This is a genomic window from Phytohabitans sp. LJ34 (assembly GCF_052068095.1).
Taxonomy (GTDB): Bacteria; Actinomycetota; Actinomycetes; order Mycobacteriales; family Micromonosporaceae; genus Phytohabitans.
In genome coordinates, this window is the sequence record NZ_JBQHDG010000021.1 from 35,058 (window position 1) to 57,821 (window position 22,764).

Genomic DNA, 22,764 nt, shown 5'->3' on the forward strand with positions numbered 1-22,764 from the left:
GCCGCGCTTCGCGAGGGCGGCTCGCGCGCCTCGAAGCCGCCCTGTAGACCTCGGTCGCTGTGGTCGCTTCGCTCCCGATGCTTGGTGAGGCCTGCGAGCGGCGGCGCGCTCGCGCGGCTAGCCTGGGCCCGTGAAATCTCTACGCGCCACGACCTACGGAGTCTTCTACCGGCTGCCCATCAGCGTGCGCCGGTGGATCGTGCGGCGCGTCGTCCCCAAGTACATCGTGGGTGCGGTCACCCTGGTCCGCGACTCGGAGGCGGGCGGCGAGCGGCTGCTGCTGCTCCGCCAGCCGCCCGGCCGCGGCTGGAGCCTGCCGGCCGGCCTGCTCCAGCGACGCGAGGCACCGATCGTGGGCGCCGCCCGCGAGCTGGCCGAAGAGTCCGGCATCAGCCTGCGCCCGGAAGACCTCCGCCCGGCCGTGCCCAACGCGGTCGTACACGCCCGGGGCTGGGTAGACGTCGTCTTCGAGGCGTCCGTGCCGGCGTCCACCACGACGCTCACCGTCGACGGCGCCGAGGTCTACGAGGCCGCCTGGCACCGCCTCGACGACCTGCCCAAGCTGACCCGGGCGACGGCCAAGCTGCTCGCCTACTACGGCATCGGCCCACTCGCCGACCAGCCCGGCCCCTGGGCGTCCGTCAAGCCATGAGCGACGTCTGTGCGGTGATCCTCGCCGCCGGTGAGGGCCGCCGGCTGCGCCCGCTCACCGCACACGTGCCCAAGGCGCTCTGCCCGGTCGGCAACGTGCCGCTTCTCGACCACGCGCTCGCCCGCGTCGCCCGGCTCGGCTTCGCCGGCCCGGCGACCGTCGCGGTCAATGCCAGCTACCTAGGTGACCAGGTGGTCGCCCATGTCGGAGGGCGGGCGCACGTCTCATCCGAAGATCACCCACTTGGTACCAGCGGCGGGGTGGGCAATCTCCGGACCTGGATCGACGGCCGGGGCGTCCTGGTGGGCAACGCCGACGCCTACCTCGCCGGCCCGGGGGCGGATCCGGCGGCGCTGCTCGACGGGTGGGATGGCGAGACCGTGCGCCTGTTCGGCCAGCCGGCGCCGGACGAGCCGTACGGCTTCTCCGGTCACCGCTTCGCCGGCTTCTCGCTGCTGCCCTGGCGCTACGTGCGCGACCTCCCGCCCGAGCCCGCCGAGCTGGTGCGCACCGTGTGGCGGCCGGCCGAGGCCGAGGGCGCGCTCGAAGTGGTGCCGTTCGCCGCCACCTACCTCGACACCGGCACGCCCCGCGACTACCTGGCGGCAAACCTCCACGCCGCCGGAGGCGCCAGCCTCGTCGCACCGGACGCCCGGGTCACCGGCGTGGTCGAGCACGCGGTGGTCGGTGCCGGCGCGGTCGTCGAAGGCCGACTGACCAGGGCCGTCGTGTGGCCCGGCGGGCGGGTCGCGCCCGGCGAGCACCTGGTCGACGCGATCCGGGTGGGGACAGACCTGACAGTTCGCGCGGAGGTTCACCCGATCGTCACCTGACCGTCCACCCCGGTTCTCCGTGGTGGTCATGACGGATTCATGGACTTCATAGTCGTGGTGGTGATCATCACCGCCCTAGCCTTCGATTTCACGAACGGCTTCCACGACACGGCGAACGCGATGGCCACCTCCATCGCGACCGGCGCGCTCCGGCCGCGGGTGGCGGTGGCCCTCTCCGCCGTGCTCAACCTCGTCGGCGCGTTCATCTCGGTGGAGGTCGCGCGGACCATCTCCGGCGGCATCGTCGACGAGACCGCGATCTCTCCCGCGGTCATCTTCGGCGGTCTCGTCGGCGCCATCCTCTGGAACCTCGTCACCTGGCTCTTCGGACTCCCCTCCAGCTCGTCGCACGCGCTGATCGGCGGGCTGATCGGGGCCACCTGGATCGCGGCCGGCGGGAGCGCGGTGCAGTTCGGCAAGATCGTGGAGAAGGTGCTGATCCCGGCCGTGGCCGCCCCGCTGATCGCGGTGCTCGTCGCCACCGTCGGCACCTACCTGGTCTACCGGATCACGCGGCGGGCGTCGGAGCGCGGCGTGCGGTCCGGCTTCCGGCACGGGCAGATCATCTCCGCGTCGCTCGTCTCGCTCGCCCACGGCACCAACGACGCGCAGAAGACCATGGGCCTGATCACGCTCACGCTGATCACGGCCGGGTCGCTGCAAGCGGAGGCCGACCCGCCGCTGTGGGTCATCGTCTCCGCCGGGTTGGCGATCGCCGCGGGCACGTACCTCGGCGGGTGGCGGATCATCCGCACGGTCGGACACCGGATCACGGACATCGCGCCGCAGCAGGGCTTCGCGGCCGAGACGAGCGCCGCCGCCGTGATCCTCACCTCCTCACACCTGGGGTACCCGCTGTCCACCACCCACGTCGCGTCCGGCGCGGTGGTCGGCGCGGGCCTGGGCAAGCGGCTGGCCGAGGTGCGGTGGGGCGTGGCCGGGCGGATGGCGGTGGCCTGGCTGGTGACGCTGCCGGCGGCGGGCGCGGTCGGTGCCGTCGCCGGCCGGGTGGCCGACCTGGGCACCCCGGGTGTCATCGCCGTCGCGGTCGTGGGCAGCGCTCTCGCGTTGGGGATCTACCTCGTCTCCCGCCGCGACGCGGTGGGCGCACACAACGTCAACGACCGCGAGCCGGGCGCCATGACGCCGGTCGCCGGCTGAGAGGAGCATCCGCGATGAATTTCCCCTGGTCCGAACTCGGGCAAGTCCTCGTCGTAGGCCTGCTCGCCGGGGCCGGCGTGGTGGCCCTCTTCGCGGCGGGCGTCCGCCTGCTGGCCGGCCCGGAGGGCGGGACAGCGCGGACCGTTCCCGCGTACGCCTGCTTCGCCCTGTGCGGTGCCGCCGTCCTCTACGGCCTCTATACGCTGCTGCCGCTCTGACCGCCGGCCGGCGCCGAGGCCGCAGCGGCGGCCGCCGCCAGACCCGAGGCCGGAGCCGGACCCGAAGCCGCCGCCGAACCCGAAGCCGAGGCCGCCGCCGGACCCGAAGCCGGAGCCGGACCCGAAGCCGCCGCCGAACCCGAAGCCGCCGCCGAGGCCGGAGCCGTGGGCCGTGACGCCAGCCACCAGGCCACGGCCGCGGCGGCGGCCGCCGCGCTCAGCGCGAGGCCCCAGCCGAACCTTGTCAGGGCACCTTGACGTCAGGGAAACTTGACGCGATAGTGGGTGGCATGTCACCGGACGAGCTGGAGCGCCAGCACACCCTCCAGACCGCGGTCGCCCGCTACGACACCCTCCGCACCCGCGACGCCCTGGCCTCGCCAAACGAGGAGGGCGAGCCACCCGCGGCCCCGCCACTGTCCAAAGAGGAGGCGCTGGAGATGCTCGCGCTCGGCGAGCTGATCGCGCGCAAGGCGGGCTACGGCCGCCAGCTCGGCGTGCGTTCGGCCCGCGCGGCCGGCGCCTCGTGGGCGCAGGTCGGCGCCGCGCTCGGCACCACCAAGCAGTCGGCCTGGGAGGCACACACCCGGTGGCTCGACGCGCAAACCAAAGGCGAGCGGCACGATAGGGTAGGCGCGTGATCACCGCGATCGTCCTGATCGACTGCGCCACCGACTCGATCCCCGAGGTGGCCGAGACGCTGGCCGCCCTGCCCAACGTCAGCGAGGTCTACTCGGTGGCCGGGCACGTCGACCTCATCGCGATCGTGCGCGTGCGGGAGTACGAGCAGATCGCCGAGGTGATCGCCGGGTCCATCAACAAGACGCCCGGCGTGATCGACACCGAGACCCACATCGCGTTCCGCGCCTACTCCCAGCACGACCTGGAGGGCGCGTTCGCGATCGGCCTCGACGATGCCGACTGAGGAGTACGTCCAGGAGCACCTCGACCGGGGCACCGACCGCCTCGGGCTCCAGGTCTACCCGGAGCCCGACGGCGTAGCGGACGCCCCGGTGGTGGTCGTCTGGCCGGCGATGGGCGTGCGCGCCCGCTACTACCGCCCGCTGGCCGCGTCGCTCCGGCAGGCCGGCCTGGCCCCCGTCGTGATCGACCTCCGCGGCACCGGCGCCAGCACCCCGGCGCCGAGCCGCTCCTCCCGATACGGGTACGCCGACCTGGCCGCCGACATCGGCGCGGTGCAGGAGGCGCTCAAGCCGAGGCTCGACGGCCGGCGCCGCCTGGTGCTCGGCCACTCGCTGGGCGGGCAGGCCGCGCTGCTGCACGAGGCCCTGCGGCCCGGCGACTCCACTGTGGACGGCGTCGTGCTGGTGGCGGTCGGCCTCCCGTACTGGCGCACGTACCCCCGCCGCCGCCTCGGCGTGCTGGCGATGACCCAGTCGATCGGCGCGACGAGCGCGGTCATGCGCGTGTGGCCCGGCTGGAGCTTCGGTGGCCGGCAGGCGAGCGGCGTGATGCGCGACTGGGCACACACCGCCCGCACCGGCCGCTTTCCACACCTCGACGGGGTCGACGTGGAGGCCGCGCTGCGCGAGGTGCGCACGCCGGTGCTGGCGATCAGCATCGACCACGACCAGTACACGCCGCACGAGACCCTCGACCACCTGTGCGCCAAGCTGGAGTCGGCCCCGCTGGTCCGCGAGCGGCACACCATCCCCGGCGCCGACCACTTCACCTGGGTACGCGACGCCGACGGCATCGCCGCCCGAGTCGCCGAGTGGTCCACCACCCTCCCCTGACCACCCCGCATCTGCGTCCAAGGTGGCTTGCGTCCGTCGCGGTCCAGACCGCTGCGCGGGGTCCCCGGGATGGGGGCTCGCACCGACGGCGGTCGACGTTTGTCCACCTAGAAATCCCAACCCCGGGGCTGGTTACGCCGCGTCAGGATGGCTGAGGTAGGGACCGCGGAGACCCTCGCGGGGCTTGTCTCGCGGAGCCGGCAGCGGACGGCCGGGGATTTCGGCTCGCCCCGCGAGCCGCCGCCGGGAGCGGTGCCCGCGGGAGCATACGGTCCGCCGCTGGCGCGGACGTGGGAAAATCCGCCCTCGAAGAAACGCCCCGACGGGCAGCGACCCTGACCCCGAGAGGCCTCTCGAGCGACGCGGAGTCAGGGCGCGACCGCGGCGGCCTTGGCTACCTCGATCCAGCGGTCGAGGGTCTTGGCGGCGGCGCCGGTGTCGATGCTCTCGGCCGCACGGGACAGGGCGTCGCGCATGGCCTCCAGCGGGTCGCCGGGCAGGCCGGCGTGGGCGGCCAGGGCGGCGGCGGCGTTGACCAGCACCGCGTCGCGCACCGGGCCCGGCTCGCCGGCCAGGAGGCGGCGGGTGACGTCGGCGTTGAAGCTCGCGTCGCCGCCGCGCAGGTCGCCCGGGGCCGACCGCGGAATGCCCAGGTCGGCCGCGTCGAGCACAAGCTCGGTGACCGTGCCGGCGCGCACCGCCCACACGCGGGTCGGTGCGGCCGTGCTGAACTCGTCGAGACCGTCTTCGCCGCGCATGACCAGCACCGAGTCGCCACGCCGGGCGAAGACCTCGGCCATCACCGGTGCCATGCGGGTGTCGAAGCAGCCCACGGCGCCGGCGCGCGGGCGGGCCGGGTTGGTGAGCGGGCCGAGGAAGTTGAAGACCGTGGGCACGCCGAGCTCGCGCCGCGGCACCGAGGTGTGGCGCATGCCGGGGTGGAAGCGGGCGGCGAAGCAGAAGCCGATGCCGGCCTCGGTGAGGCAGTGCGCCACCTGCTCGGGGCCCAGGTCGAGCGGGATGCCGAGGAACTCCAGCAGGTCGGCCGCGCCGCACGCCGAGGAGGCGGCGCGGTTGCCGTGCTTGACCACGCGCACGCCCGCGCCGGCGACCACCATCGCGGTCATCGTCGAGATGTTCACCGTGTGTGCGCGGTCGCCGCCGGTGCCGACCACGTCGACGGAGTTGGCACGTACCTCGTCGGGGAGGTGGACCAGCGCGGCGTTGGCCAGCATGGTCTCCACCAGGCCGCCGAGCTCGGCCGGGGTCTCGCCCTTGGCGCGCAGCGCCATGGCGAAGCCGGCGATCTGCGCCGGCGTCGCCGTACCACTCATGATCTCGCCCATCGCCCAGGCCGTGTCCGCGGTGGACAGCTCCTCGGCGCGCAGCAGCGCGGCGATCAGGTTGGGCCAGGTCCGCTCGCCCACGGTGGCCTCCAGGTCGTGAGATCCTCGCCCGCCTCCAGGCGAGGTGCAGCGAACGTCAGGCCGCGGCGTGCGAACGCAGCAGCCCGGCGACGGTCTGCCCGGTGGTGACCGGGTCCAGCGGGTGCAGCAGCGTCCCGTCCACCTGCGCGTACGCCGCGAGCCAGCGGTCGGCTGCCCGGGCGATCACGACGCAGGTCGGCGGCGCGTCGGTGCGATCGTCTTTGATCTGGCGGGCGATGCCGATGCCGCCGCCGGGGGTCGCCTCGCCGTCGAGCACCATCAGGTCGATCTCGTAGTCGTCGACCAGGCGAACGCACTCCGCGTACTCACTGGCCTCGACGAACTCCACCGTCAGGTCGGCCGCCGGCCGCGGCCCGATCGCGAGCCGCATGCGGTCGCGCACCTGCGGGTCGTCGCTGTAGAGCAGGACGGTGTACGTACGGTCGGTCATCGCGCTCCCCACCTCTTAGCTGCGGGCTGATCGTACCCGCCCGTCACGGAGCGGGTTCGGCCCCCGTACGGGCGGCCGCCGCGGCGGCGGCCTCCTGGCGATCAAGCTCGCGGTCGATGCGCCGGGCCTCCCGCTCGGACTGCTTGACCCACTGCATGACAAGCACGGCGATCATCGTGATCGAGACGAACTCGCCACCCGCCCACAGGATGCCGCCGGCCACCTTCTGGTCGGCCCACGGATCGGCCCAGGAGAGGCCGAGCGACGGGTACCAGTCGCCGCCGAGCAGCGTGGTGCTCTGCATGATGGTCAGCCCCAGCACCGTGTGGAACGGCACCGAGAGCACCATGAGCAGCGCCCGCCCCGGGTACGGCCACCGGCCGGGCAGCGGGTCGAGCCCCACCAGCGGCCAGAAGAACAGGCACCCGGTGAGGATGAAGTGCGCGTGTGTCACCTCGTGCGCGAACGAGTTTTCCAGCGTCAGCCGGTACAGGCCGCTGAAGTAGAGCACGAAGGGGTTGGCCACGAAGATCGCGTACGCGACGAGGGGAAACGAGAAGACGCGGGCGACCCGGCTGTGCACCACGGCGAGCAGCCGCCGGCGGGGCGCGCCGCGCAGCACCCGCAGCGCGAGCGTGACCGGGGCGCCGAGCGCCAGGAAGATCGGCGCGACCATGGAGAGCACCATGTGTTGCACCATGTGCACGGAGACCAGCGTCGTGTCGTACGCGTGGAGGCCGCTCACCGTCACCGCGGCGATCGAGCCCAGACCCGCGCCGACGAAGAGCAGCGTGCGGGAGAGCGGCCACTTGTCGCCGCGGGCCCGCAGCCGGTGCACGCCGTACAGGTAGAGGCCGGCCGCCACCACCAGCATCACCGCGATCCAGCTGTCGAGGCTGGCCTCGGTGAAGATGGCCGAAACGGTGAAGGGGCGCACGTTTCGAGGCTAGGCCACGCGGGTCCGGCAGCGGCAATCGGGCCACGACACACCGTCGTAGGTGACCCCGACGCAACGTCGTACTACGAGGTGGCGATAATGACCGCGTGACTGCGGCCTCAGCAATTGACAAGAGCCGGATCCACTCGCTGACGCGGCCCAACATGGTCAGCGTCGGGACGATCGTGTGGCTCTCCAGCGAGCTCATGTTCTTCGCGGCGCTCTTCGCGATGTACTTCTCGATCCGCGCGGCCGCGCCCGAGCAGTGGGAGCACCACACCGAGGTCCTCAACCTGCCGTACGCGACGGTGTTCACGCTGATCCTCGTCGCGTCGTCGGTGACCTGCCAGTTCGGCGTCTTCGCCGCGGAGCGGGGCGACGTCCACTCGCTGCGTCGCTGGTTCACCCTCACGTTCGTGATGGGGCTCATCTTCGTGCTCGGCCAGGCCAACGAGTACCGCCAGCTGGTGCACGAGGGCGTGAAGATCAACGGCGACGGCTACGGGTCGATGTTCTACCTGACCACCGGCTTCCACGGCCTGCACGTGAGCGGTGGCCTCGTGGCGTTCCTCATCTTCATGGCCCGCACGACCATGGGCCGGTTCACGCCGGCGCAGGCGACCTCGGCGATCGTCGTGTCGTACTACTGGCACTTCGTCGACGTCGTCTGGATCGCCCTGTTCTCGATGATCTACCTGCTCCAGTGAGCAAGCTGTCACGTTCCGCCCGCTCGGTTCGTCCCATAGTTATGAAGGACATCTGGCATGACTTCTGACACCCCCGGCGGCCTGATGGCGCGGCTGCGCCGCAGGCGGTCACAACCGCGCGGCCGGGTGCGGCGGCGCCTGGGCACGGTGGTGCGTCTCACCCTCGCGCTGACGCTCGCCGGCGGTGTGTACGCCGTCTTCGCCCCGGGCCTGTCGGCCGACGACACGCCGCAGCTGTCGACCGCGGGCGAGGAGGGCAAGGCGCTGTTCGACCAGAGCTGCATCAGCTGCCACGGTCGCAACGCGCAGGGTGTGCAGGGCCGGGGTCCGAGCCTGATCGGCGTGGGCGCGGCGGCGGTCGAGTTCCAGGTCAGCACCGGTCGCATGCCGATGGCGCGGCAGGAGGCGCAGGCGCCGCGCAAGCCGTCGATGTTCACCGACGACCAGACCCGCCAGCTCGCCCAGTACATCCAGGAGCTCGGCGGCGGTCCGCAGGTGCCCGACGGCGACCTGCGCGCGCCCGACGGCGACGACGAGGCGATCGCCCGCGGCGGCAACCTCTTCCGGATCAACTGCTCGTCCTGCCACGCGTTCGGGGGTGGCGGCGGCGCGCTGTCGTCCGGCAAGTACGCCCCTGACCTGAGCAAGGCGACCGACCGGCAGCTCTACGCCGCCATGCTGACCGGCCCGCAGAACATGCCGGTCTTCGGTGACAACCAGCTCACGCCGGAGCAGAAGAAGGAGATCATCTCCTACGTCCAGGAGTCCCTGAAGCAGGACAAGGACCCGGGCGGCTGGGGCATGGGGCGCTTCGGTCCGGTGACCGAGGGTCTCGCGATCTTCCTGGTCGGCATCGTCGCTCTGGTGTTCGCGGCTCTCTGGATTGCGGGGAAGTCATGACCACGGATACACACGCACACGGCCACGACGTCGAGCCGGAAGAGGTCGACATCGACGACCCGCGGCTGTCGCGGTTCGAGATCGTCCGCGAGGGCGCGCGGCGTGACGGTGTCGAGATCGTCCACTACGAAGACCCGTTCCCGCTCAAGGGTGGCAAGGCCGAGCGGCGCGTGGTCCGCACCGTCATGCTGTTCTTCCTGCTCACCGGCCTGGCGTCGACGGCCTTCATGGTCATCTACATCTGGTGGCCGTGGGAGTACGAGCTGGGCGCCAACAACAGCAAGCTCTACACCCCGCTGCTCGGCCTCACCCTCGGCATCGCGCTGCTCGGCATCGGCTTCGGCATCCTCCTCTGGGGCAAGAAGCTGATGCCGCGGGAGATCGCGATCCAGGACCGGCACGACGGCCCGTCCGACCGGGTGCAGCGCAAGCTGACCGGCAACACGATGGCCTACATCGTCGACGAGCTGGGCATCAAGCGCCGCAAGACGCTCGGCCTGGCCGCGCTGCTCGGCCTCGCCCCGGTCGGCCTCGTCGCCGCCGCCCCGCTCATCGGTGGCCTGATCAAGAGCCCGACCAAGGACCGCATCCTCTTCCGCACCGGCTGGGACCCGGCCGGCAACGGGGGCCGCCTCGTGCGGCTGACCCGCGAGGACGGCACGCCGATCCGGCCCGAAGACGTGAGCGTCGGCGGCCAGATGACGGTCTTCCCGGGCATCCCCGAAGGCGCCACCAACGAGCACGCCGACTCACCCACCCTGCTGATCCACCTGCGGGAGGACGACGCGGCGAAGGCGGCGAGCACCGCCAAGCCGGTCAACGAGGGCGCCCAGTGGCAAAACTTCGTGGCGTACTCGAAGATCTGCACCCACGCCGGCTGCCCGGCCAGCCTGTACGAGCAGGAGACCAACCGCCTGCTCTGCCCGTGTCACCAGTCGCAGTTCCTGATCACCGACAACGCCCGACCGATCTTCGGGCCGGCCACGCGTAGCCTGCCTCAGCTGCCCATCGAGGTAGACGAGGAAGGGTTCTTCGTGGCAACGTCCGACTACAAGGTGGCTGTTGGGCCAGCATTTTGGGAGCGGCCATGAAGCGCCGGAAGGTAGACGTCAGCGCGGTGCCCGCCAAGGTGGCCGGTGGGCTGGACGATCGGTTCCAGGCGGCCACACCGCTGCGCAACATCCTCAACAAGGTCTTCCCAGACCACTGGTCGTTCCTGCTGGGCGAGATCGCGCTGTTCTCGTTCATCGTCCTGCTGCTGACCGGCACGTTCCTGACGTTCTTCTACGACCCGTCGCTGAGCACGACGACGTACGACGGCAGCTACGCGCCGCTGCGCGGCGTCCACATGTCGCAGGCGTACGCGTCGAGCCTCAACCTCTCGTTCGACGTGCGCGGCGGCCTGATCATGCGGCAGATGCACCACTGGGCCGCGCTGACGTTCATGTCGGCGATCGTGGTGCACATGTTCCGGATCTTCTTCACCGGCGCGTTCCGCAAGCCGCGTGAGACGAACTGGATCATCGGCTCGCTGCTCTTCTGGATCGGCTTCCTGGCCGGCTTCACCGGCTACTCGCTCCCGGACGACGCGCTTTCCGGCACCGGCCTGCGGATCGCCTCGGCGATCATGCTGTCGATCCCGGTGATCGGCTCGTGGGTGACCACGTCGATCTTCGACGGCGAGTTCCCCGGCCACGTGATCATGGGCCGTTTCTACATCGCGCACGTGCTGCTCATCCCGGGTGCGCTGCTCGCGTTGATCAGCGTCCACCTGGGCCTCGTCTTCAAGCAGAAGCACACCCAGTGGCCCGGCCCCGGCCGCACCGAGCACAACGTGGTCGGCGAGCGCTTCGTGCCGCGGTACACGATCAAGCAGGGCGGCTTCTTCATGATCGTCTTCGGCGTCATCGCGCTGATGGGCGGTCTGTTCCAGATCAACCCGATCTGGCTCTTCGGCCCGTACGAGGCGTACACGGTCTCGGCGGCCAGCCAGCCCGACTGGTACGTGATGTTCCTGGACGGCTCGACGCGGCTCTTCCCGGCCTGGGAGATACGTTTCGACCTCTGGGGCTGGGGTGACGGCTACACCATCCCGCCGATCTTCTGGCCCACGGTGGTGTTGCCTGGCATCTTGACGATGCTGCCGCTGGCCTATCCGTTCATCGAGGCCAGGCTGACCAAGGACTACCGGGCGCACAACCTGCTCCAGCGCCCCCGCGACGTGCCCGCCCGCACCGCGCTCGGCGCGATGGCGATCGCGTTCTGGGTGGTCCTGACGCTCTCCGGCGGCAACGACGTGATCGCCGACAAGTTCCACATCAGCCTCAACGCGATGACCTGGGCCGGCCGCATCCTGCTGCTGCTCGCACCGCCGATCGCCTACTACGTCACCTACCGGATCTGCCTGGGCCTCCAGCAGCACGACCGCGAGGTGCTGGCACACGGCGTGGAGACGGGCATCATCCGGCGGCTGCCGGACGGCCGGTTCATCGAGGTGCACCAGCCGCTCGCGCCGGTCGACGAGCACGGGCACGGCAGCCTCGAGTACGCCGGCTGGGTGGTCCCGAAGAAGATGAACCGGCTGGGCGCGCTCGGCCCGGCCATCCGCGGCTTCTTCTTCCCGATCGAAAAGCCGGCCGAGGCGCCGGTCTCCCCCGGCCACCCGCCGGTCACGGCCGCGCCGTCCACGGACCGCGAAGAGATCACCAAGTAATCGCCGTACTTCCCGGGAGGCCGCGGTCCGCGTCAGCGGGCCGCGGCCTTTTGGCATGATGGACCCACGTGCGACTGGCGGCACTGGGATGGGTCTCACCATCGGGGAGCCTGCGTCGCGGGCGCCGACCGCCTGGGTGCCCGCGCCGAGGAGCGCGCATGTCCGCCCGACTGTTGCCCGGCGCACCCGTAGCCGAAGCCGTCCTCGCCGAGACCGCCGCCGCGGCCGCCGACCTCCGCGCCCGCGGTGTCACGCCCAGCCTGGCCACCATCCTTGTCGGCGACGACGAGGCCAGCGCCGGCTACATCCGCATCAAGCAGCGCCAGGCCGCCGAGCTCGGCTTCGCGTCGCCGCACGAGCACCTGCCGGCCACCGCCACCCAGGCCGACCTGGAGCAGGCCATCGGGCGCTTCAACGCGGACCCGGCCGTGCACGGGCTGCTCGTGCAGTACCCCGTCCCGGCCCACATGGACTACGACGCGGCGCTTCAGCGCATCGACCCGGACAAGGACGTCGACGGCATGCACCCGCTCAACATGGGTCGGCTCGCGGTCGGCCTGCCCGGCCCGCTGCCGTGCACGCCCGCGGGGATCGAGGCGCTGCTGGCGCACTACGAGATACCGGTGGCGGGGCGCGAGGTCGTGATCCTCGGCCGGGGCGCGACGCTCGGGCGGCCGCTGGCGATGCTGCTCGCGCAGAAGCGGCCGACAGCCAACGCGGCGGTGACCGTGGTGCACACCGGCGTGCCCGACTGGGACCGGTACACGCGGCGGGCGGACATCCTTGTCGCGGCCGCCGGCGTGCCGGGCATCATCCGGCCGGAGCACGTCCGGCCGGGGGCGGTGGTGGTCGGTGCCGGCGTGCGGTACGAGGGGCGGCGGCTCCTGCCGGACGTGGACGAGGCGTGTGCGGAGGTCGCCGGCGCGATCACCCCTCGGGTGGGCGGGGTCGGGCCCACGACGGTGGCGATGCTCTTCCGCAACGCGGTGCGCGCCGCCGCCGTTCGAACAGATGGCCGACACGCCGGCTAGCCTCCCCCACTTCGGGTCCTCGCCGTGGCACGTTGAAGAACTACAACCGGGTAGTTCCCGCTTCCAGTGAGCGAGCTCGCGAGCGAACCATTGGGCTCAGTGGTGACAAACGACGCTGCCGCCACAACCAGACGGCCGTAGCAGAGGAGAGACCCGTGCGAGAGATGCACTGTGCTACCTGTCAGGCCGAGATGCCGTTCGAGGCACTGCCCGTGTCCGCCGAAGACGACGGCGCCGACGAGTTTCCCGAGCTGGTCTGCACCGGCTGCGGCACCGCCGTGGTGGTCGCGCCCTTCACCCTGCGGGTCTGGCTGCGCGGCCGGGGCACCGCGATCGCCCCACAGCAGCGCAGAGCGGCCTAGAGCGCCGCACGCTATATCGGTAGACCCGCGCACGCTCCTGGGCCACCGTGGCCCTTGTGAACGACGCTGAGCGGCGGGTCTGGGGGCGGCTCCCCGACGGCACCCGCGATTCGCTGGCCGCGCTGCCGGCCTCCGACCTCCAGACCTTGCTGCTCTCGGTGGCCCGGATGCGCGCCTCCCGGGTACGCCCGCCAGACCTGCTGCGCCGCTGGCGCGAAGACCGCTTCGTCCGCCCCGCCCCCAGCGACCCCCGCGCGCTTGCCGCCCTGGAAGCCCGGATGTGGCGGCGGCTGCCCGCCGACTTCGAGGGCGTGGAGCTGTCGCCGGTCGTGCCGCTTGGCACGTGTTCGGCGGTCACGCCGCAAAGCCAGGACCGGATCGTCTCCACCGTGCGGAGCGCCGAGGTGGTCAGCGACTCCACCAACGCGCTCGCCATCGAGGCCGCCGACCGGCGACTGCGCCAGCCCGCCGGCGGCGAGGTGCACCTCGCCGCGTGCCACCGCATGCTGCGGGCGCAACGCTTCCCGGCGGGGTTCGGATCGCATTTCCGCCTCTTCACGCTGGTCTCCAGCGCCCGCGACACCGGCTCCGGCGCTACCGAGGCGCGGCTGCTGGTCCGCCACCTGAGCTACTGGCAGAGCGTCCTGCCCGCGGAGGCCAGGCCGCGGCTCATGTACACCGTCTTCGACAGCCCGGTGCTCCGCGACCGGATCGACGACACCGTGGCACCCGCCGTGCACATCGTCGAACAGCCCGACCGGCAGCACGGCCGCGGCTACTACGTCGACGGGGCCGTCCGCATCGCGGCCGGAGACGGTGACGAGATCGGCGACGGCGGCTTCACGACCTGGACCGCGCAGCTGATGGGCAACGCCAAGGAGCGCTGCCTGGTCTCCTGCGTGGCCACCGAGCGGCTGGCCACCATCCTCGGGCCTGAGGTCGCCTAGTGCTCGGCGGTGCGGCGGGTGCCGGTGTAGTACTCGAACAGCAGGCCGCACGTCGCGGCGGTGACCGCGATCATGCCGGCCACCAGCAGCCAGACCATCCAGAACACCAGGCCGAGGCCGGCCACCGTCGCGGCGAGCGCGAGGCCGAAGGGCCAGTAACTGCCCGGGCTGAAGAATCCGATCTCGCCCGCGCCCTCGGCGATCTCGGCGTCCGACCGGTCTTCCGGCCGGGGGTCGATGCGGCGGGACACGAACCAGAAGAAGCCACCGCACATCGTCGTCAGCAGGGCGGAGAGCAGCAGCGCGATCGTGCCCACCCAGTCGAGGCCGATGTCGTACCAGGTCCACCACGCGTAGACGGCGCAGGCGACGTAGAGGAACACCGACACGACGGCGAAGATCTTGTACTCGGTCTTCATCGCGCTGTCCTCATTCTCCGCCGGACGGATTGAAGTTCGAGACGTTGCGCTTCGTTTCGAACGGCTCGGTGGTGGTCGCCAGCGGCTCCTCACCGATCGAGGTCAACGCCTCCTGCGTCGTGGCGCCATCCCGCTTGGCCTGGAGGAACCGCTCGTACTCGTCCGGCGAGACCACGCGCAGCTCGAAGTTCATCATCGAGTGGTAGGTGCCGCACAGCTCGGCACACCGCCCCACGTACGCGCCCTCCTGGTCGATGCTCGCGACCTCGAAGACGTTGCGCACGTTGCCGGGGAAGACGTCGCGCTTGAAGAGCAGCTCGGGCACCCAGAACGAGTGGATGACGTCCTTGCTGGTCTCCTCGAAGCGGATCGGCTGGCCGGTGGGGAGCACGAGCACCGGGATCACGTCGCTGGAGCCGAGCGTGGAGGCGACGGTGTTGGCGTCTTCACCCTCGCCGTCGCGGTAGTTGAACTGCCAGTTCCACTTGAAGGCGACGACCTCGACCACCACCGGGTCGTCGTACCGGCCGGTCTTGTCGACATCCGTCTGGACGACCGCCGTGTAGTAGAACAGCACGCACACGACCAGGATCGGGGCGATCGTGTAGAGGAACTCCATCGGCATGTTGTAGCGGGTCTGCACCGGCAGCTCGGCGCCGCGCTTGCGGTAGCGCACCACGCACCAGAAGATCAGGCCCCACACCAGCGCGCCGACCGCGAGGGCCGCGATGGTCGAGCCGATCCACAGGTCGTACATGCGGTTGGCCTGCGGTGTGATGCCTTCTTCCGGCCAGCCGAAGCCACTGAACGCCGACCCGACGTCACAGCCCCCCAGCAGGGTCACCAGTGCCAGAGCGCCGGCGCCGAGCCCGGCGAGCCGGCCAACCCGGCCGCGCGCACCCCTTGCGATCACCTGGTCCTGCCTCCCTAGCAGTGCCGTAGCAAGCAACCGGCACATTACTCGACCATGCATCTACTACACGTCGTGGGGGTAGGTAGCGTCGCACTCATGCAGGCGTTCTTCGACGCCGCCTCGGGCGCGCCGCTCCACCCGGTCGCGCGCCAGGCGCTGCTCGCCGCCCTCGACGACGGCTGGGCCGATCCCGGAAAGCTTTATACGCAGGCCCGCCGGGCACGCCAGCTTCTCGACGCGGCGCGGTCCGCGACCGCCGAGATTCTGGGGGTACGGCCGGACGAGATCGCCTTCACCCCCGGCGGCACCGCCGCGGTGTGGTTGGCGATCGAGGGTGCCCGGAGAGGGCGGCGCCGGATCGGTAGCACCCTTGTGCACTCGGCGATCGAGCATTCCGCCGTGCTCCACGCGGCGGGTGACGACGGGGTGAGCGTGCCGGTCGACCGGCTCGGCCACCTCGACCTGGCCGCGTGGCGGAGGGCGGTGGGCGGTGACGGTGTCGCCCTCGCCGCGCTGATCAGCGCCAGCCACGAGGTGGGCACGGTCCAGCCGGTGGCCGAGGCGGCCGAGGCGTGCGCCGCACACGGTGTACCCCTCTATGTGGACGCGGCCCAGTCGGTCGGCCGGGTGCCGGTACCCGATGGGTGGTCTCTGCTGACGGCGAGCGCGCGCAAGTGGGGCGGCCCGGCCGGGGTGGGGCTTCTGGTGGTGCGCAAGGGGACGCGCTGGATCTCGCCGTACCCCGAGGATGGTGGCCGGGACACCGGCCGTGACCTGCCCGCGATCGTGGCCGCCGCGGCGGCCCTGCGTGCGGTGGCCGCGGAGGCCGTGGCCGAGGCGGCGCGGCTGGGTCCGCTGGTCGACCGCGTCCGGGCCGTAGTGCCCGCGACGGTGCCGGACGTCGAGGTGGTCGGCGACCCGGTGGCGCGGCTGCCGCACCTCGTCACGTTCTCCTGCCTGTACGTGGACGGCGAGGCGCTGCTGCACGCGCTCGACCGGCGCGGCTTCGCGGTGTCGTCGGGCTCGTCGTGCACGTCGTCCACGTTGCGCCCCAGTCACGTGCTGGAGGCGATGGGCGTGCTGTCGCACGGCAACGTGCGCGTCTCGCTGCACCGGCAGACCACGGAGGCCGAGGTGGAGCGCTTCCTGGCCGAGTTGCCGGGCGTCGTGGCCGACCTGCGCGCCGAGGCGGGGGTGATGGGCCTGTGATCGTGCTGGACTGCCTCGGCCAGCGGTGCCCGCTGCCGGTGATCGCGCTGGCCCGGCGCCTGCCCGAGGTCGAGGTGGGCGAGGTCGTACGGGTGCTCGCCGACGACCCCGCGGCGGCCAACGACATCCCGGCCTGGTGCCGGATGCGCGGGCAGGAATACGTGGGCGCGACGACCGTCGACGGCTCTCCCGCCTTCGACGTGCGCCGCGCCCGGTAAACCGATCAGGGGAGGTGCGGGCGGACCTCCTCGGCCGCCTCGTCGCCGTACGCGCCGGCGAGGCGCTTGAGGAACGCGTCGGACCGGATTTCGTACTCCTGCGGGCCGACCGTCTCCAGCACCAGCGCGGCGACGAGCGAGCCGACCTGCGCGGAGCGCTCCAGGCTCAGGCCCCACGAGCGGGCGGAGAAGAAGCCGGCGCGGAAGCCGTCGCCGACGCCGGTGGGGTCTTCGGTGCGCACGTCCGGCACGACCGGCACGTGGATGCGCTCGAGGTCGCGCCCGGTGATCTCGACACCGTCCTTGCCGAGCGTGGTGACCCGGATGCCGACAAGGTCGAGCATCTGCTCGCCGGAGAGGCCGGTCTTGTTTTCCAGCAGCGACTTTTCGTAGTCGTTGGTGAGCAGGTAGGCCGCGCCGTCGATGAGCTTGCTCAGGTCGCCGCCGTCCATCCGGGCCATCTGCTGGGAAATGTCCGCGACGAACGGGTAGCCGCGCTCGCGGCACTCCTGCGAGTGGCGGATCATCGCGTCGGGGTCGTTGGGGCTGACCAGCACCAGGTCGAGCCCGCCCACCCGGTCGGCGACCGGGGCGAGCTCGATGTTGCGGGCCTCGCTCATCGCGCCGGCGTAGAACGAGGCGATCTGGCACAGGTCGTTGTCAGTGGTGCAGACGAAGCGCGCGGTGTGTGCCACCTCGCTGACGTGCACCGACTCGCAGTCGACGCCGTGGCGCTCCAGCCACGAGCGGTAGTCGGCGAAGTCGGCGCCCACCGCGCCGAGGAGCACGGGGCGCAGACCGAGCTGGGCCATGCCGAACGCGATGTTGGCGGCGATGCCACCGCGCCGCACGACCAGGTCGTCGACAAGGAACGAGAGCGAGACCTTGTGGAGCTGGTCGGCGATGAGCTGGTCGGCGAACCGGCCAGGGAAGTGCATCAGGTGGTCGGTGGCGATCGAGCCGGTAACGGCGATCTTCATAGCGCCCTCGCGATCGGGTACGGGGGGTGTCCGGTGCGCCGTCAGCCTACCCACACCGTTAGAGCCCTGGTCGCGTCACAGTCGTGTTCCGGCCACCGTCAGGACACAAGAGTGGGCCACCCCGATGCGGGTGGCCCACTCCGAACGTGCTGTGTCGAGGTGGCGGCTCAGTGGAACGAGTCGCCGCACGCGCACGAGCCCTGCGCGTTGGGGTTGTCGATGGTGAAGCCCTGGGCGTCGATCCGGTCGGCGAAGTCGATCGTGGCGCCGGACAGGTAAGGCGCGCTCATGCGGTCGACGACGACCTCGACACCGTCGAACCCTGCGACCACGTCGCCGTCGAGCGAACGCTCGTCGAAGAAGAGCTGGTAGCGCAGGCCCGAACAGCCGCCCGGCTGCACCGCGACCCGCAGCCGCAGGTCGTCGCGGCCTTCCTGCTCGATCAGGGCCTTGACCTTCTGCGCCGCGACATCGGTGAGGACAACGGTGGTCGGGGCCTTGGCCTCGCTCGACTCGGTCTGCGTCGGAGTGGTCACTTGGAAGTCTCCCTGTGCCGGTGCGGATGGTTGCTCTCTACCGCGGATGGTTTGGTACTTATCTGGCAACGCTAGCCCGCTGGCCGGCGATTCCCAATGGAGCGTCACCCGAGTCTAGGCCAGTTTCACCCAGAATCTCAGTGAGCACCGCACGCTGAGTGGGTCTGGCGGCCTGCTGGCGGCGCCGGCCCTCGTCGGTCAGTGTGACGAAGACCCCTCTGCGGTCCTGCTCGCACAGGGCCCGACAGACGAGGCCGTCGCGCTCCAGGCGGGCGACCGCCCGGGAGAGCGCACTCTGGCTGAGATAGACCTGCTCACCGAGCTCCTGCATGCGGAGCTTGCTCTCCGCCGCCCCGGCCAGCCGGTCGATCACTTCGAACTCGCTCATGCCCAGCCCGTGCCGCTCCTGAAGCTCACGCTCCAGTGCACACGAGGCATCGTGGTAGCGCTGCGCGAGCGCGCGCCACGCCAGGACGATGCCGGGTTCCTCGGACACCCGGGCATCTTATCAGATGTACGTGCATTAGATGCACACACATCAGCGGCTCCACTGGCTGGCCAGGCGCTTGGCGATCTCGCGCAGGCCGTCGGCGGGACGGGCCATCGCCTCCTCCTCGCTGCCGAAGTGCTCGGTCAGCGACCACGACTCGGTCACACCCGCGGCGGAGGCCTCCCGGCGACCGGCGCTCACCTGCCCGGCGACCACCAGGCAGGGCACGCCGCGCTCGGCCGCGGCGGCGGCGACACCGGCCACGACCTTGCCGCGCAGCGACTGGAAGTCGAAGGAACCCTCACCGGTGATCACCAGGTCCGCGGCATCGAACGCGGCGTCCAGCCCGATCAGGCGGTTCACCATGTCGATACCCGACTCGCACCGGCCGCCCAGCGCGAGGATCGCGGCGCCCAGACCGCCCGCCGCGCCGGCGCCGGCCAGACCAGCCACGCCGGGCGGGCAGGTGGGGAGCTTCTCCAGCACGCCGGCCCACCGCTCCAGGGCGGAGTCGAGCAGCATGATGTCCTCGCGGGTGGCGCCCTTCTGCGGCCCGTACACGTTGGATGCCCCGTGCAGCCCGGTCAGCGGGTTGTCCACGTCGGTGGCGGCGACGAGGGTCACGTCGCGCAGCCGCGGCTCCCCGCCCAGCCCGGCGACCGCGACCAGCGCCGCACCGCCGTAGGGCAGGGCGTACCCGGACCCGTCGACCGGCGCCGCGCCCAGTGCGGCCAGCATGCCGGCGCCGCCGTCGTTCGTCGCGGAGCCACCGAGGCCGACCACGACGGTGCGTGCGCCGCTCTCCACCGCGTGCGCGATCAAAATCCCGAGGCCGAACGAGGTGGCGGCCCGGGGGTCGCGCTCTGTCTTCGCGAGGAGGTGCAGGCCGCAGGCCTGGGCGCTCTCCACGTACGCGGTGTCGCCCACCACCAGCACCTCACCCGCGGCGGGGCGGCCGAGCGGGTCGACGGTCTCCACCGGCACCGCCCGGCCGGGTAGGGCGGCCGCCAGTACCTCCACGAAGCCCGGCCCGCCGTCCGACAGCGGGCGCGTGACGATCTCGTCCTGGGGCTTCTCGTCGTGCCAGGCCTCCGCGACCGCCGCGGCCACGTCCGGAGCCGAGAGCGTGCCGGCGAACTTGTCCGGGCAGATCAGTACGCGCATGAGTCCGCAGTGTGGCAGGACACAGCGTCCGGCCTGCGCTCGGGCGCATCATGGAGGGCGTGACTTCAACGTGGATCGAGCCGTCGAGCACCGGTGCCGCCCTCCTGCTGCTCGGCCGGGGCAGCGACCCCTCCGCCGAGAAGGGTGTCGAGTGCCCCGGCGAGCTGCCCTCGCCGAGTGACCCCACGCTGGTCGAGCGCGCGCGCCGGGCCAAAGCCGCGCTCGGCGACCGCCTCTTCGTGCTGGGACACCACTACCAGCGCGACGAGGTGATCCAGTTCGCCGACGTGACCGGCGACTCGTTCAAGCTGGCCCGCGAGGCGGCGGCCCGGCCCGAGGCGGAGTTCATCGTCTTCTGCGGCGTGCACTTCATGGCCGAGAGCGCCGACATCCTCACCTCCGACGCGCAGAAGGTCGTGCTGCCCGACCTCGGCGCCGGCTGCTCGATGGCCGACATGGCCGCGCTCTCCCAGGTGGAGACCGCGTGGGAGCTGCTGGAAGACCTCGGCATCGCCGGGTCCACGATCCCCGTCACGTACATGAACTCGTCGGCCGACATCAAGGGCTTCGTCGGCCGCAACAACGGCGTCGTGTGCACCTCGTCCAACGCGAAGCGGGCGCTGACCTGGGCGTTCGAGCGAGGCGAGAAGGTGCTGTTCCTGCCCGACCAGCACCTCGGGCGCAATACGGCCGTCCTGGAGATGGGCTTCGACCTGGACGACTGCGTCCTCTACAACCCGCACAAGCCCAACGGCGGCCTCACCGCCGAGCAGCTGCGCGACGCCAAGATGATCCTGTGGCGGGGGCACTGCTCGGTGCACGGCCGCTTCACCCTGGAGTGCGTCGAGCAGGTGCGCGAGCGGGTGCCGGGCGTCAACGTGCTGGTGCACCCCGAGTGCCGCCACGAGGTGGTCACGGCCGCCGACCAGGTCGGCTCGACCGAGTACATCATCAAGGCCATCGAGGCGGCGCCGGCCGGCTCGGCGTGGGCGGTGGGCACCGAGCTCAACCTCGTGCGGCGGCTCGCCAACGCCCACCCGGACAAGCAGATCATGTTCCTCGACCGCAACGTCTGCTACTGCTCCACGATGAACCGCATCGACCTGCCCCACCTCGTGTGGGCGCTGGAGGAGCTGGCCGCCGGACGCCTGGTCAACCAGATCACAGTGGACACCGACACGGCTCACCACGCGCGCGTCGCGCTTGACCAGATGCTCGCCCTTCCGTAACGCTGTGTAGCTTGCCGTTTACGGTCTCCCCGTTTCGTGCCACCTCATACGGTGTGCACCCCGCCCGACAGGTCACGGAGCGCTATGCTCCTCGGGCGGCAAGCGGGGGCACAGTGCCGCGCTAGGGGCCATCTGGTGGAGGTTGTGCGTTGACCGTGAATGACGTGCTGACCGTGCATGGCGGCACTCCGCTGCACGGGCGGATCCGGGTCCGCGGTGCCAAAAACCTCGTCTCCAAGGCGATGGTGGCGGCACTGCTGGGCGACGCGCCGAGCCGGCTCTACGACGTGCCGCGCATCCGCGACGTCGAGGTCGTGCGCGGCCTGCTGGAGCTGCACGGCGTCCGGGTCAGCGACGGCGCGGAGGACGGCGAGCTGATCCTCGACCCGGCCAACGTCGCCAGCGCCACCTCTGACGAGATCAACGTGCACGCCGGCTCCAGCCGCATCCCGATCCTGCTCTGCGGCCCGCTGCTGCACCGGCTCGGGCACGCGTTCATCCCCGACCTGGGCGGCTGCCACATCGGCCCGCGCCCGATCGACTTCCACATCCAGGCGCTGCGCGAGTTCGGCGCGGTCGTCGACAAGGCCGCCGACGGCATGCACCTCACCGCGCCGAACGGGCTGCACGGCACCAAGCTGGAGCTGCCGTACCCGAGCGTGGGCGCCACCGAGCAGGTGCTGCTGACCGCGGTGATGGCCGACGGCGTGACCGAGCTGCGCAACGCGGCGGTCGAGCCGGAGATCATCGACCTCATCTGCGTCCTCCAGAAGATGGGCGCGATCATCAAGGTGCACACCGACCGGGTGATCGAGATCCAGGGCGTCCCCCGCCTCGGCGGATACACCCACCGCCCGATCCCCGACCGCATCGAGGCGGCCAGCTGGGCGGCGGCCGCGCTGGCCACCGGCGGCGACATCGAGGTGCTCGGCGCCGAGCAGGTCGACATGATGACGTTCCTCAACGTCTTCCGCTCGGTCGGCGGGGCGTACGAGGTGACCGACACCCGACCGCCGCGCGACGGCTCCCCCGGCCAGGAGGGCAAGATCCGGTTCTGGCACCCGGGCGGCGAGCTCAGGGCCGTGGCGCTGGAGACCGACGTGCACCCCGGCTTCATGACCGACTGGCAGCAGCCGCTCGTCGTGGCGCTCACCCAGGCGCGCGGGCTTTCGATCGTGCACGAGACCGTGTACGAGCAGCGGCTCGGCTACACCGAGGCGCTCAACTCGATGGGTGCCACGATCCAGGTCTACCGCGACTGCCTCGGCGGCACGCCGTGCCGCTTCGGCCGGCGCGACTTCAAGCACTCCGCGGTGATCGCCGGGCCGAGCAAGCTGCACGCCGCCGACCTGGTCATCCCCGACCTACGGGCCGGGTTCAGCCACCTGATCGCGGCACTGGCGGCCGAGGGCACCTCCCGGGTGTACGGCGTCGACCTGATCAACCGGGGCTACGAGGACTTCGAGGCGAAGCTGGCCGCCCTGGGCGCGCACGCCGAGCGCGCGTGATC

27 protein-coding genes and 1 riboswitch are annotated in these 22,764 nt (G+C 71.4%); of the genes, 18 read left to right on the forward strand and 9 right to left on the reverse strand.

All coding sequences use genetic code 11. The features are described 5' to 3' along the window. Positions 1-130: 130 nt before the first annotated feature. From ACTMTJ_RS32630 to ACTMTJ_RS32660, 7 genes are all read left to right on the forward strand, one after another. Positions 131-652, forward strand: a complete 522-nt coding sequence (locus ACTMTJ_RS32630) for an NUDIX domain-containing protein (RefSeq protein WP_441222494.1) — start codon at positions 131-133, stop codon at positions 650-652. Beyond that, entirely contained in the window at positions 649-1,485 is an 837-nt protein-coding gene (locus ACTMTJ_RS32635) for a nucleotidyltransferase family protein (protein WP_441222495.1), read from the forward strand. Before ACTMTJ_RS32630 ends, ACTMTJ_RS32635 begins: the two co-directional genes overlap by 4 nt. Positions 1,486-1,524: 39 nt before the next feature. Further along, positions 1,525-2,646, forward strand: coding sequence for an anion permease (locus ACTMTJ_RS32640; protein WP_441222496.1), 1,122 nt, complete (start codon positions 1,525-1,527; stop codon positions 2,644-2,646). 14 nt (positions 2,647-2,660) lie between these two features. Then, entirely contained in the window at positions 2,661-2,864 is a 204-nt protein-coding gene (locus ACTMTJ_RS32645) for a hypothetical protein (RefSeq protein WP_441222497.1), read from the forward strand. Between the two features lie 290 nt (positions 2,865-3,154). Beyond that, positions 3,155-3,505, forward strand: a complete 351-nt coding sequence (locus tag ACTMTJ_RS32650) for a hypothetical protein (RefSeq protein ID WP_441222498.1) — start codon at positions 3,155-3,157, stop codon at positions 3,503-3,505. After that, a complete protein-coding gene (locus ACTMTJ_RS32655) occupies positions 3,502-3,789 on the forward strand; it encodes an Lrp/AsnC family transcriptional regulator (protein ID WP_441222499.1) in 288 nt (95 codons plus the stop codon). Before ACTMTJ_RS32650 ends, ACTMTJ_RS32655 begins: the two co-directional genes overlap by 4 nt. After that, positions 3,779-4,621 carry an alpha/beta hydrolase family protein gene (locus ACTMTJ_RS32660; RefSeq protein ID WP_441222500.1) on the forward strand — a complete coding sequence of 281 codons (843 nt, stop codon included), beginning with the start codon at positions 3,779-3,781 and terminating at the stop codon, positions 4,619-4,621. Before ACTMTJ_RS32655 ends, ACTMTJ_RS32660 begins: the two co-directional genes overlap by 11 nt. Positions 4,622-4,989: 368 nt before the next feature. Here ACTMTJ_RS32660 and trpD read toward each other — a convergent pair whose 3' ends face one another. From trpD to ACTMTJ_RS32675, 3 genes are read right to left on the reverse strand one after another with little or no spacing between them, the layout of a single operon-like run. Continuing rightward, a complete protein-coding gene (gene trpD, locus ACTMTJ_RS32665; RefSeq protein WP_441222501.1) occupies positions 4,990-6,048 on the reverse strand; it encodes an anthranilate phosphoribosyltransferase in 1,059 nt (352 codons plus the stop codon). Between the two features lie 55 nt (positions 6,049-6,103). Then, positions 6,104-6,499 (reverse strand): hypothetical protein, encoded by a 396-nt coding sequence (locus tag ACTMTJ_RS32670; RefSeq protein WP_441222502.1) that lies wholly within the window; start codon positions 6,497-6,499, stop codon positions 6,104-6,106. A gap of 43 nt (positions 6,500-6,542) precedes the next feature. Next, the gene (locus tag ACTMTJ_RS32675; RefSeq protein ID WP_441222503.1) at positions 6,543-7,436 is read right to left on the reverse strand and encodes a cytochrome c oxidase assembly protein; all 894 of its coding nucleotides are present in this window, start codon (positions 7,434-7,436) and stop codon (positions 6,543-6,545) included. Between the two features lie 107 nt (positions 7,437-7,543). Between ACTMTJ_RS32675 and ctaE the strand changes: the two genes are divergently transcribed. From ctaE to ACTMTJ_RS32710, 7 genes are all read left to right on the forward strand, one after another. Further along, a complete protein-coding gene (ctaE, locus tag ACTMTJ_RS32680) occupies positions 7,544-8,143 on the forward strand; it encodes an aa3-type cytochrome oxidase subunit III (protein ID WP_441222504.1) in 600 nt (199 codons plus the stop codon). 57 nt (positions 8,144-8,200) lie between these two features. Then, positions 8,201-9,043 (forward strand): cytochrome bc1 complex diheme cytochrome c subunit, encoded by an 843-nt coding sequence (gene qcrC / locus ACTMTJ_RS32685; protein ID WP_441222505.1) that lies wholly within the window; start codon positions 8,201-8,203, stop codon positions 9,041-9,043. Beyond that, on the forward strand, positions 9,040-10,134 hold the full coding sequence (qcrA, locus tag ACTMTJ_RS32690) for a cytochrome bc1 complex Rieske iron-sulfur subunit (RefSeq protein ID WP_441222506.1): 1,095 nt from the start codon (positions 9,040-9,042) through the stop codon (positions 10,132-10,134). The genes qcrC and qcrA overlap by 4 nt, the downstream gene beginning before the upstream one ends. Beyond that, complete coding sequence (gene qcrB, locus ACTMTJ_RS32695) at positions 10,131-11,756, forward strand: cytochrome bc1 complex cytochrome b subunit (protein ID WP_441222507.1); 1,626 nt, start codon at positions 10,131-10,133, stop codon at positions 11,754-11,756. The genes qcrA and qcrB overlap by 4 nt, the downstream gene beginning before the upstream one ends. 62 nt (positions 11,757-11,818) lie before the next feature. Continuing rightward, a riboswitch (ZMP/ZTP riboswitch) is annotated at positions 11,819-11,901 on the forward strand. A gap of 13 nt (positions 11,902-11,914) precedes the next feature. Further along, the gene (locus ACTMTJ_RS32700) at positions 11,915-12,787 is read left to right on the forward strand and encodes a bifunctional 5,10-methylenetetrahydrofolate dehydrogenase/5,10-methenyltetrahydrofolate cyclohydrolase (protein ID WP_441222508.1); all 873 of its coding nucleotides are present in this window, start codon (positions 11,915-11,917) and stop codon (positions 12,785-12,787) included. Positions 12,788-12,951: 164 nt separating this feature from the next. Continuing rightward, entirely contained in the window at positions 12,952-13,149 is a 198-nt protein-coding gene (locus tag ACTMTJ_RS32705; protein ID WP_441222643.1) for a hypothetical protein, read from the forward strand. 56 nt (positions 13,150-13,205) lie between these two features. Continuing rightward, complete coding sequence (locus ACTMTJ_RS32710) at positions 13,206-14,096, forward strand: hypothetical protein (RefSeq protein ID WP_441222509.1); 891 nt, start codon at positions 13,206-13,208, stop codon at positions 14,094-14,096. Here the strand turns inward: ACTMTJ_RS32710 and ACTMTJ_RS32715 are convergent. Continuing rightward, positions 14,093-14,515, reverse strand: a complete 423-nt coding sequence (locus ACTMTJ_RS32715; protein WP_441222510.1) for a cytochrome c oxidase subunit 4 — start codon at positions 14,513-14,515, stop codon at positions 14,093-14,095. The two genes, ACTMTJ_RS32710 and ACTMTJ_RS32715, sit on opposite strands and share 4 nt — an antisense overlap. A gap of 10 nt (positions 14,516-14,525) precedes the next feature. Continuing rightward, on the reverse strand, positions 14,526-15,425 hold the full coding sequence (gene ctaC / locus ACTMTJ_RS32720) for an aa3-type cytochrome oxidase subunit II (RefSeq protein ID WP_441222644.1): 900 nt from the start codon (positions 15,423-15,425) through the stop codon (positions 14,526-14,528). Positions 15,426-15,524: 99 nt separating this feature from the next. Here ctaC and ACTMTJ_RS32725 point away from each other — a divergent pair, with 99 nt between their 5' ends. Both ACTMTJ_RS32725 and ACTMTJ_RS32730 read left to right on the forward strand, forming a co-directional pair. Next, positions 15,525-16,637 carry a cysteine desulfurase family protein gene (locus tag ACTMTJ_RS32725; protein ID WP_441222511.1) on the forward strand — a complete coding sequence of 371 codons (1,113 nt, stop codon included), beginning with the start codon at positions 15,525-15,527 and terminating at the stop codon, positions 16,635-16,637. Continuing rightward, complete coding sequence (locus ACTMTJ_RS32730) at positions 16,634-16,855, forward strand: sulfurtransferase TusA family protein (RefSeq protein WP_441222512.1); 222 nt, start codon at positions 16,634-16,636, stop codon at positions 16,853-16,855. The genes ACTMTJ_RS32725 and ACTMTJ_RS32730 overlap by 4 nt, the downstream gene beginning before the upstream one ends. A 5-nt stretch (positions 16,856-16,860) precedes the next feature. On the opposite strand, the gene ACTMTJ_RS32735 is transcribed toward ACTMTJ_RS32730, so the two are convergent. The 4 genes from ACTMTJ_RS32735 to ACTMTJ_RS32750 form a co-directional block, all read right to left on the reverse strand. Beyond that, positions 16,861-17,835: a carbohydrate kinase family protein gene (locus ACTMTJ_RS32735; protein ID WP_441222513.1), complete on the reverse strand. Its 975-nt coding sequence runs from the start codon at positions 17,833-17,835 to the stop codon at positions 16,861-16,863. A gap of 167 nt (positions 17,836-18,002) precedes the next feature. Then, entirely contained in the window at positions 18,003-18,371 is a 369-nt protein-coding gene (gene erpA / locus ACTMTJ_RS32740; RefSeq protein WP_441222514.1) for an iron-sulfur cluster insertion protein ErpA, read from the reverse strand. Between the two features lie 58 nt (positions 18,372-18,429). Further along, complete coding sequence (locus ACTMTJ_RS32745; protein WP_441222515.1) at positions 18,430-18,867, reverse strand: MarR family winged helix-turn-helix transcriptional regulator; 438 nt, start codon at positions 18,865-18,867, stop codon at positions 18,430-18,432. A gap of 42 nt (positions 18,868-18,909) precedes the next feature. Continuing rightward, complete coding sequence (locus ACTMTJ_RS32750; RefSeq protein ID WP_441222516.1) at positions 18,910-20,025, reverse strand: glycerate kinase family protein; 1,116 nt, start codon at positions 20,023-20,025, stop codon at positions 18,910-18,912. A gap of 59 nt (positions 20,026-20,084) precedes the next feature. Between ACTMTJ_RS32750 and nadA the strand changes: the two genes are divergently transcribed. Together nadA and murA are read left to right on the forward strand one after the other, a co-directional pair. Further along, positions 20,085-21,254: a quinolinate synthase NadA gene (nadA, locus tag ACTMTJ_RS32755; protein WP_441222517.1), complete on the forward strand. Its 1,170-nt coding sequence runs from the start codon at positions 20,085-20,087 to the stop codon at positions 21,252-21,254. A 149-nt stretch (positions 21,255-21,403) separates the two neighbouring features. Then, positions 21,404-22,762 carry a UDP-N-acetylglucosamine 1-carboxyvinyltransferase gene (gene murA, locus ACTMTJ_RS32760; protein ID WP_441222518.1) on the forward strand — a complete coding sequence of 453 codons (1,359 nt, stop codon included), beginning with the start codon at positions 21,404-21,406 and terminating at the stop codon, positions 22,760-22,762. Positions 22,763-22,764 lie beyond the last annotated feature (2 nt).

Excerpts from the sequence above, each read along its gene's own strand:
- qcrA (WP_441222506.1), top strand. The coding sequence starts at position 9,040 with ATGACCACGGATACACACGCACACGGCCACGACGTCGAGCCGGAAGAG.
- ACTMTJ_RS32750 (WP_441222516.1), bottom strand. The coding sequence starts at position 20,025 with ATGCGCGTACTGATCTGCCCGGACAAGTTCGCCGGCACGCTCTCGGCT.
- ACTMTJ_RS32645 (WP_441222497.1), top strand. The coding sequence starts at position 2,661 with ATGAATTTCCCCTGGTCCGAACTCGGGCAAGTCCTCGTCGTAGGCCTG.
- qcrB (WP_441222507.1), top strand. The coding sequence starts at position 10,131 with ATGAAGCGCCGGAAGGTAGACGTCAGCGCGGTGCCCGCCAAGGTGGCC.
- ACTMTJ_RS32650 (WP_441222498.1), top strand. The coding sequence starts at position 3,155 with ATGTCACCGGACGAGCTGGAGCGCCAGCACACCCTCCAGACCGCGGTC.
- ACTMTJ_RS32640 (WP_441222496.1), top strand. The coding sequence starts at position 1,525 with ATGGACTTCATAGTCGTGGTGGTGATCATCACCGCCCTAGCCTTCGAT.
- ACTMTJ_RS32705 (WP_441222643.1), top strand. The coding sequence starts at position 12,952 with ATGCACTGTGCTACCTGTCAGGCCGAGATGCCGTTCGAGGCACTGCCC.
- ACTMTJ_RS32700 (WP_441222508.1), top strand. The coding sequence starts at position 11,915 with ATGTCCGCCCGACTGTTGCCCGGCGCACCCGTAGCCGAAGCCGTCCTC.
- ACTMTJ_RS32735 (WP_441222513.1), bottom strand. The coding sequence starts at position 17,835 with ATGAAGATCGCCGTTACCGGCTCGATCGCCACCGACCACCTGATGCAC.
- ACTMTJ_RS32725 (WP_441222511.1), top strand. The coding sequence starts at position 15,525 with ATGCAGGCGTTCTTCGACGCCGCCTCGGGCGCGCCGCTCCACCCGGTC.
- ACTMTJ_RS32670 (WP_441222502.1), bottom strand. The coding sequence starts at position 6,499 with ATGACCGACCGTACGTACACCGTCCTGCTCTACAGCGACGACCCGCAG.
- ACTMTJ_RS32660 (WP_441222500.1), top strand. The coding sequence starts at position 3,779 with ATGCCGACTGAGGAGTACGTCCAGGAGCACCTCGACCGGGGCACCGAC.
- qcrC (WP_441222505.1), top strand. The coding sequence starts at position 8,201 with ATGACTTCTGACACCCCCGGCGGCCTGATGGCGCGGCTGCGCCGCAGG.
- ACTMTJ_RS32715 (WP_441222510.1), bottom strand. The coding sequence starts at position 14,515 with ATGAAGACCGAGTACAAGATCTTCGCCGTCGTGTCGGTGTTCCTCTAC.
- ACTMTJ_RS32635 (WP_441222495.1), top strand. The coding sequence starts at position 649 with ATGAGCGACGTCTGTGCGGTGATCCTCGCCGCCGGTGAGGGCCGCCGG.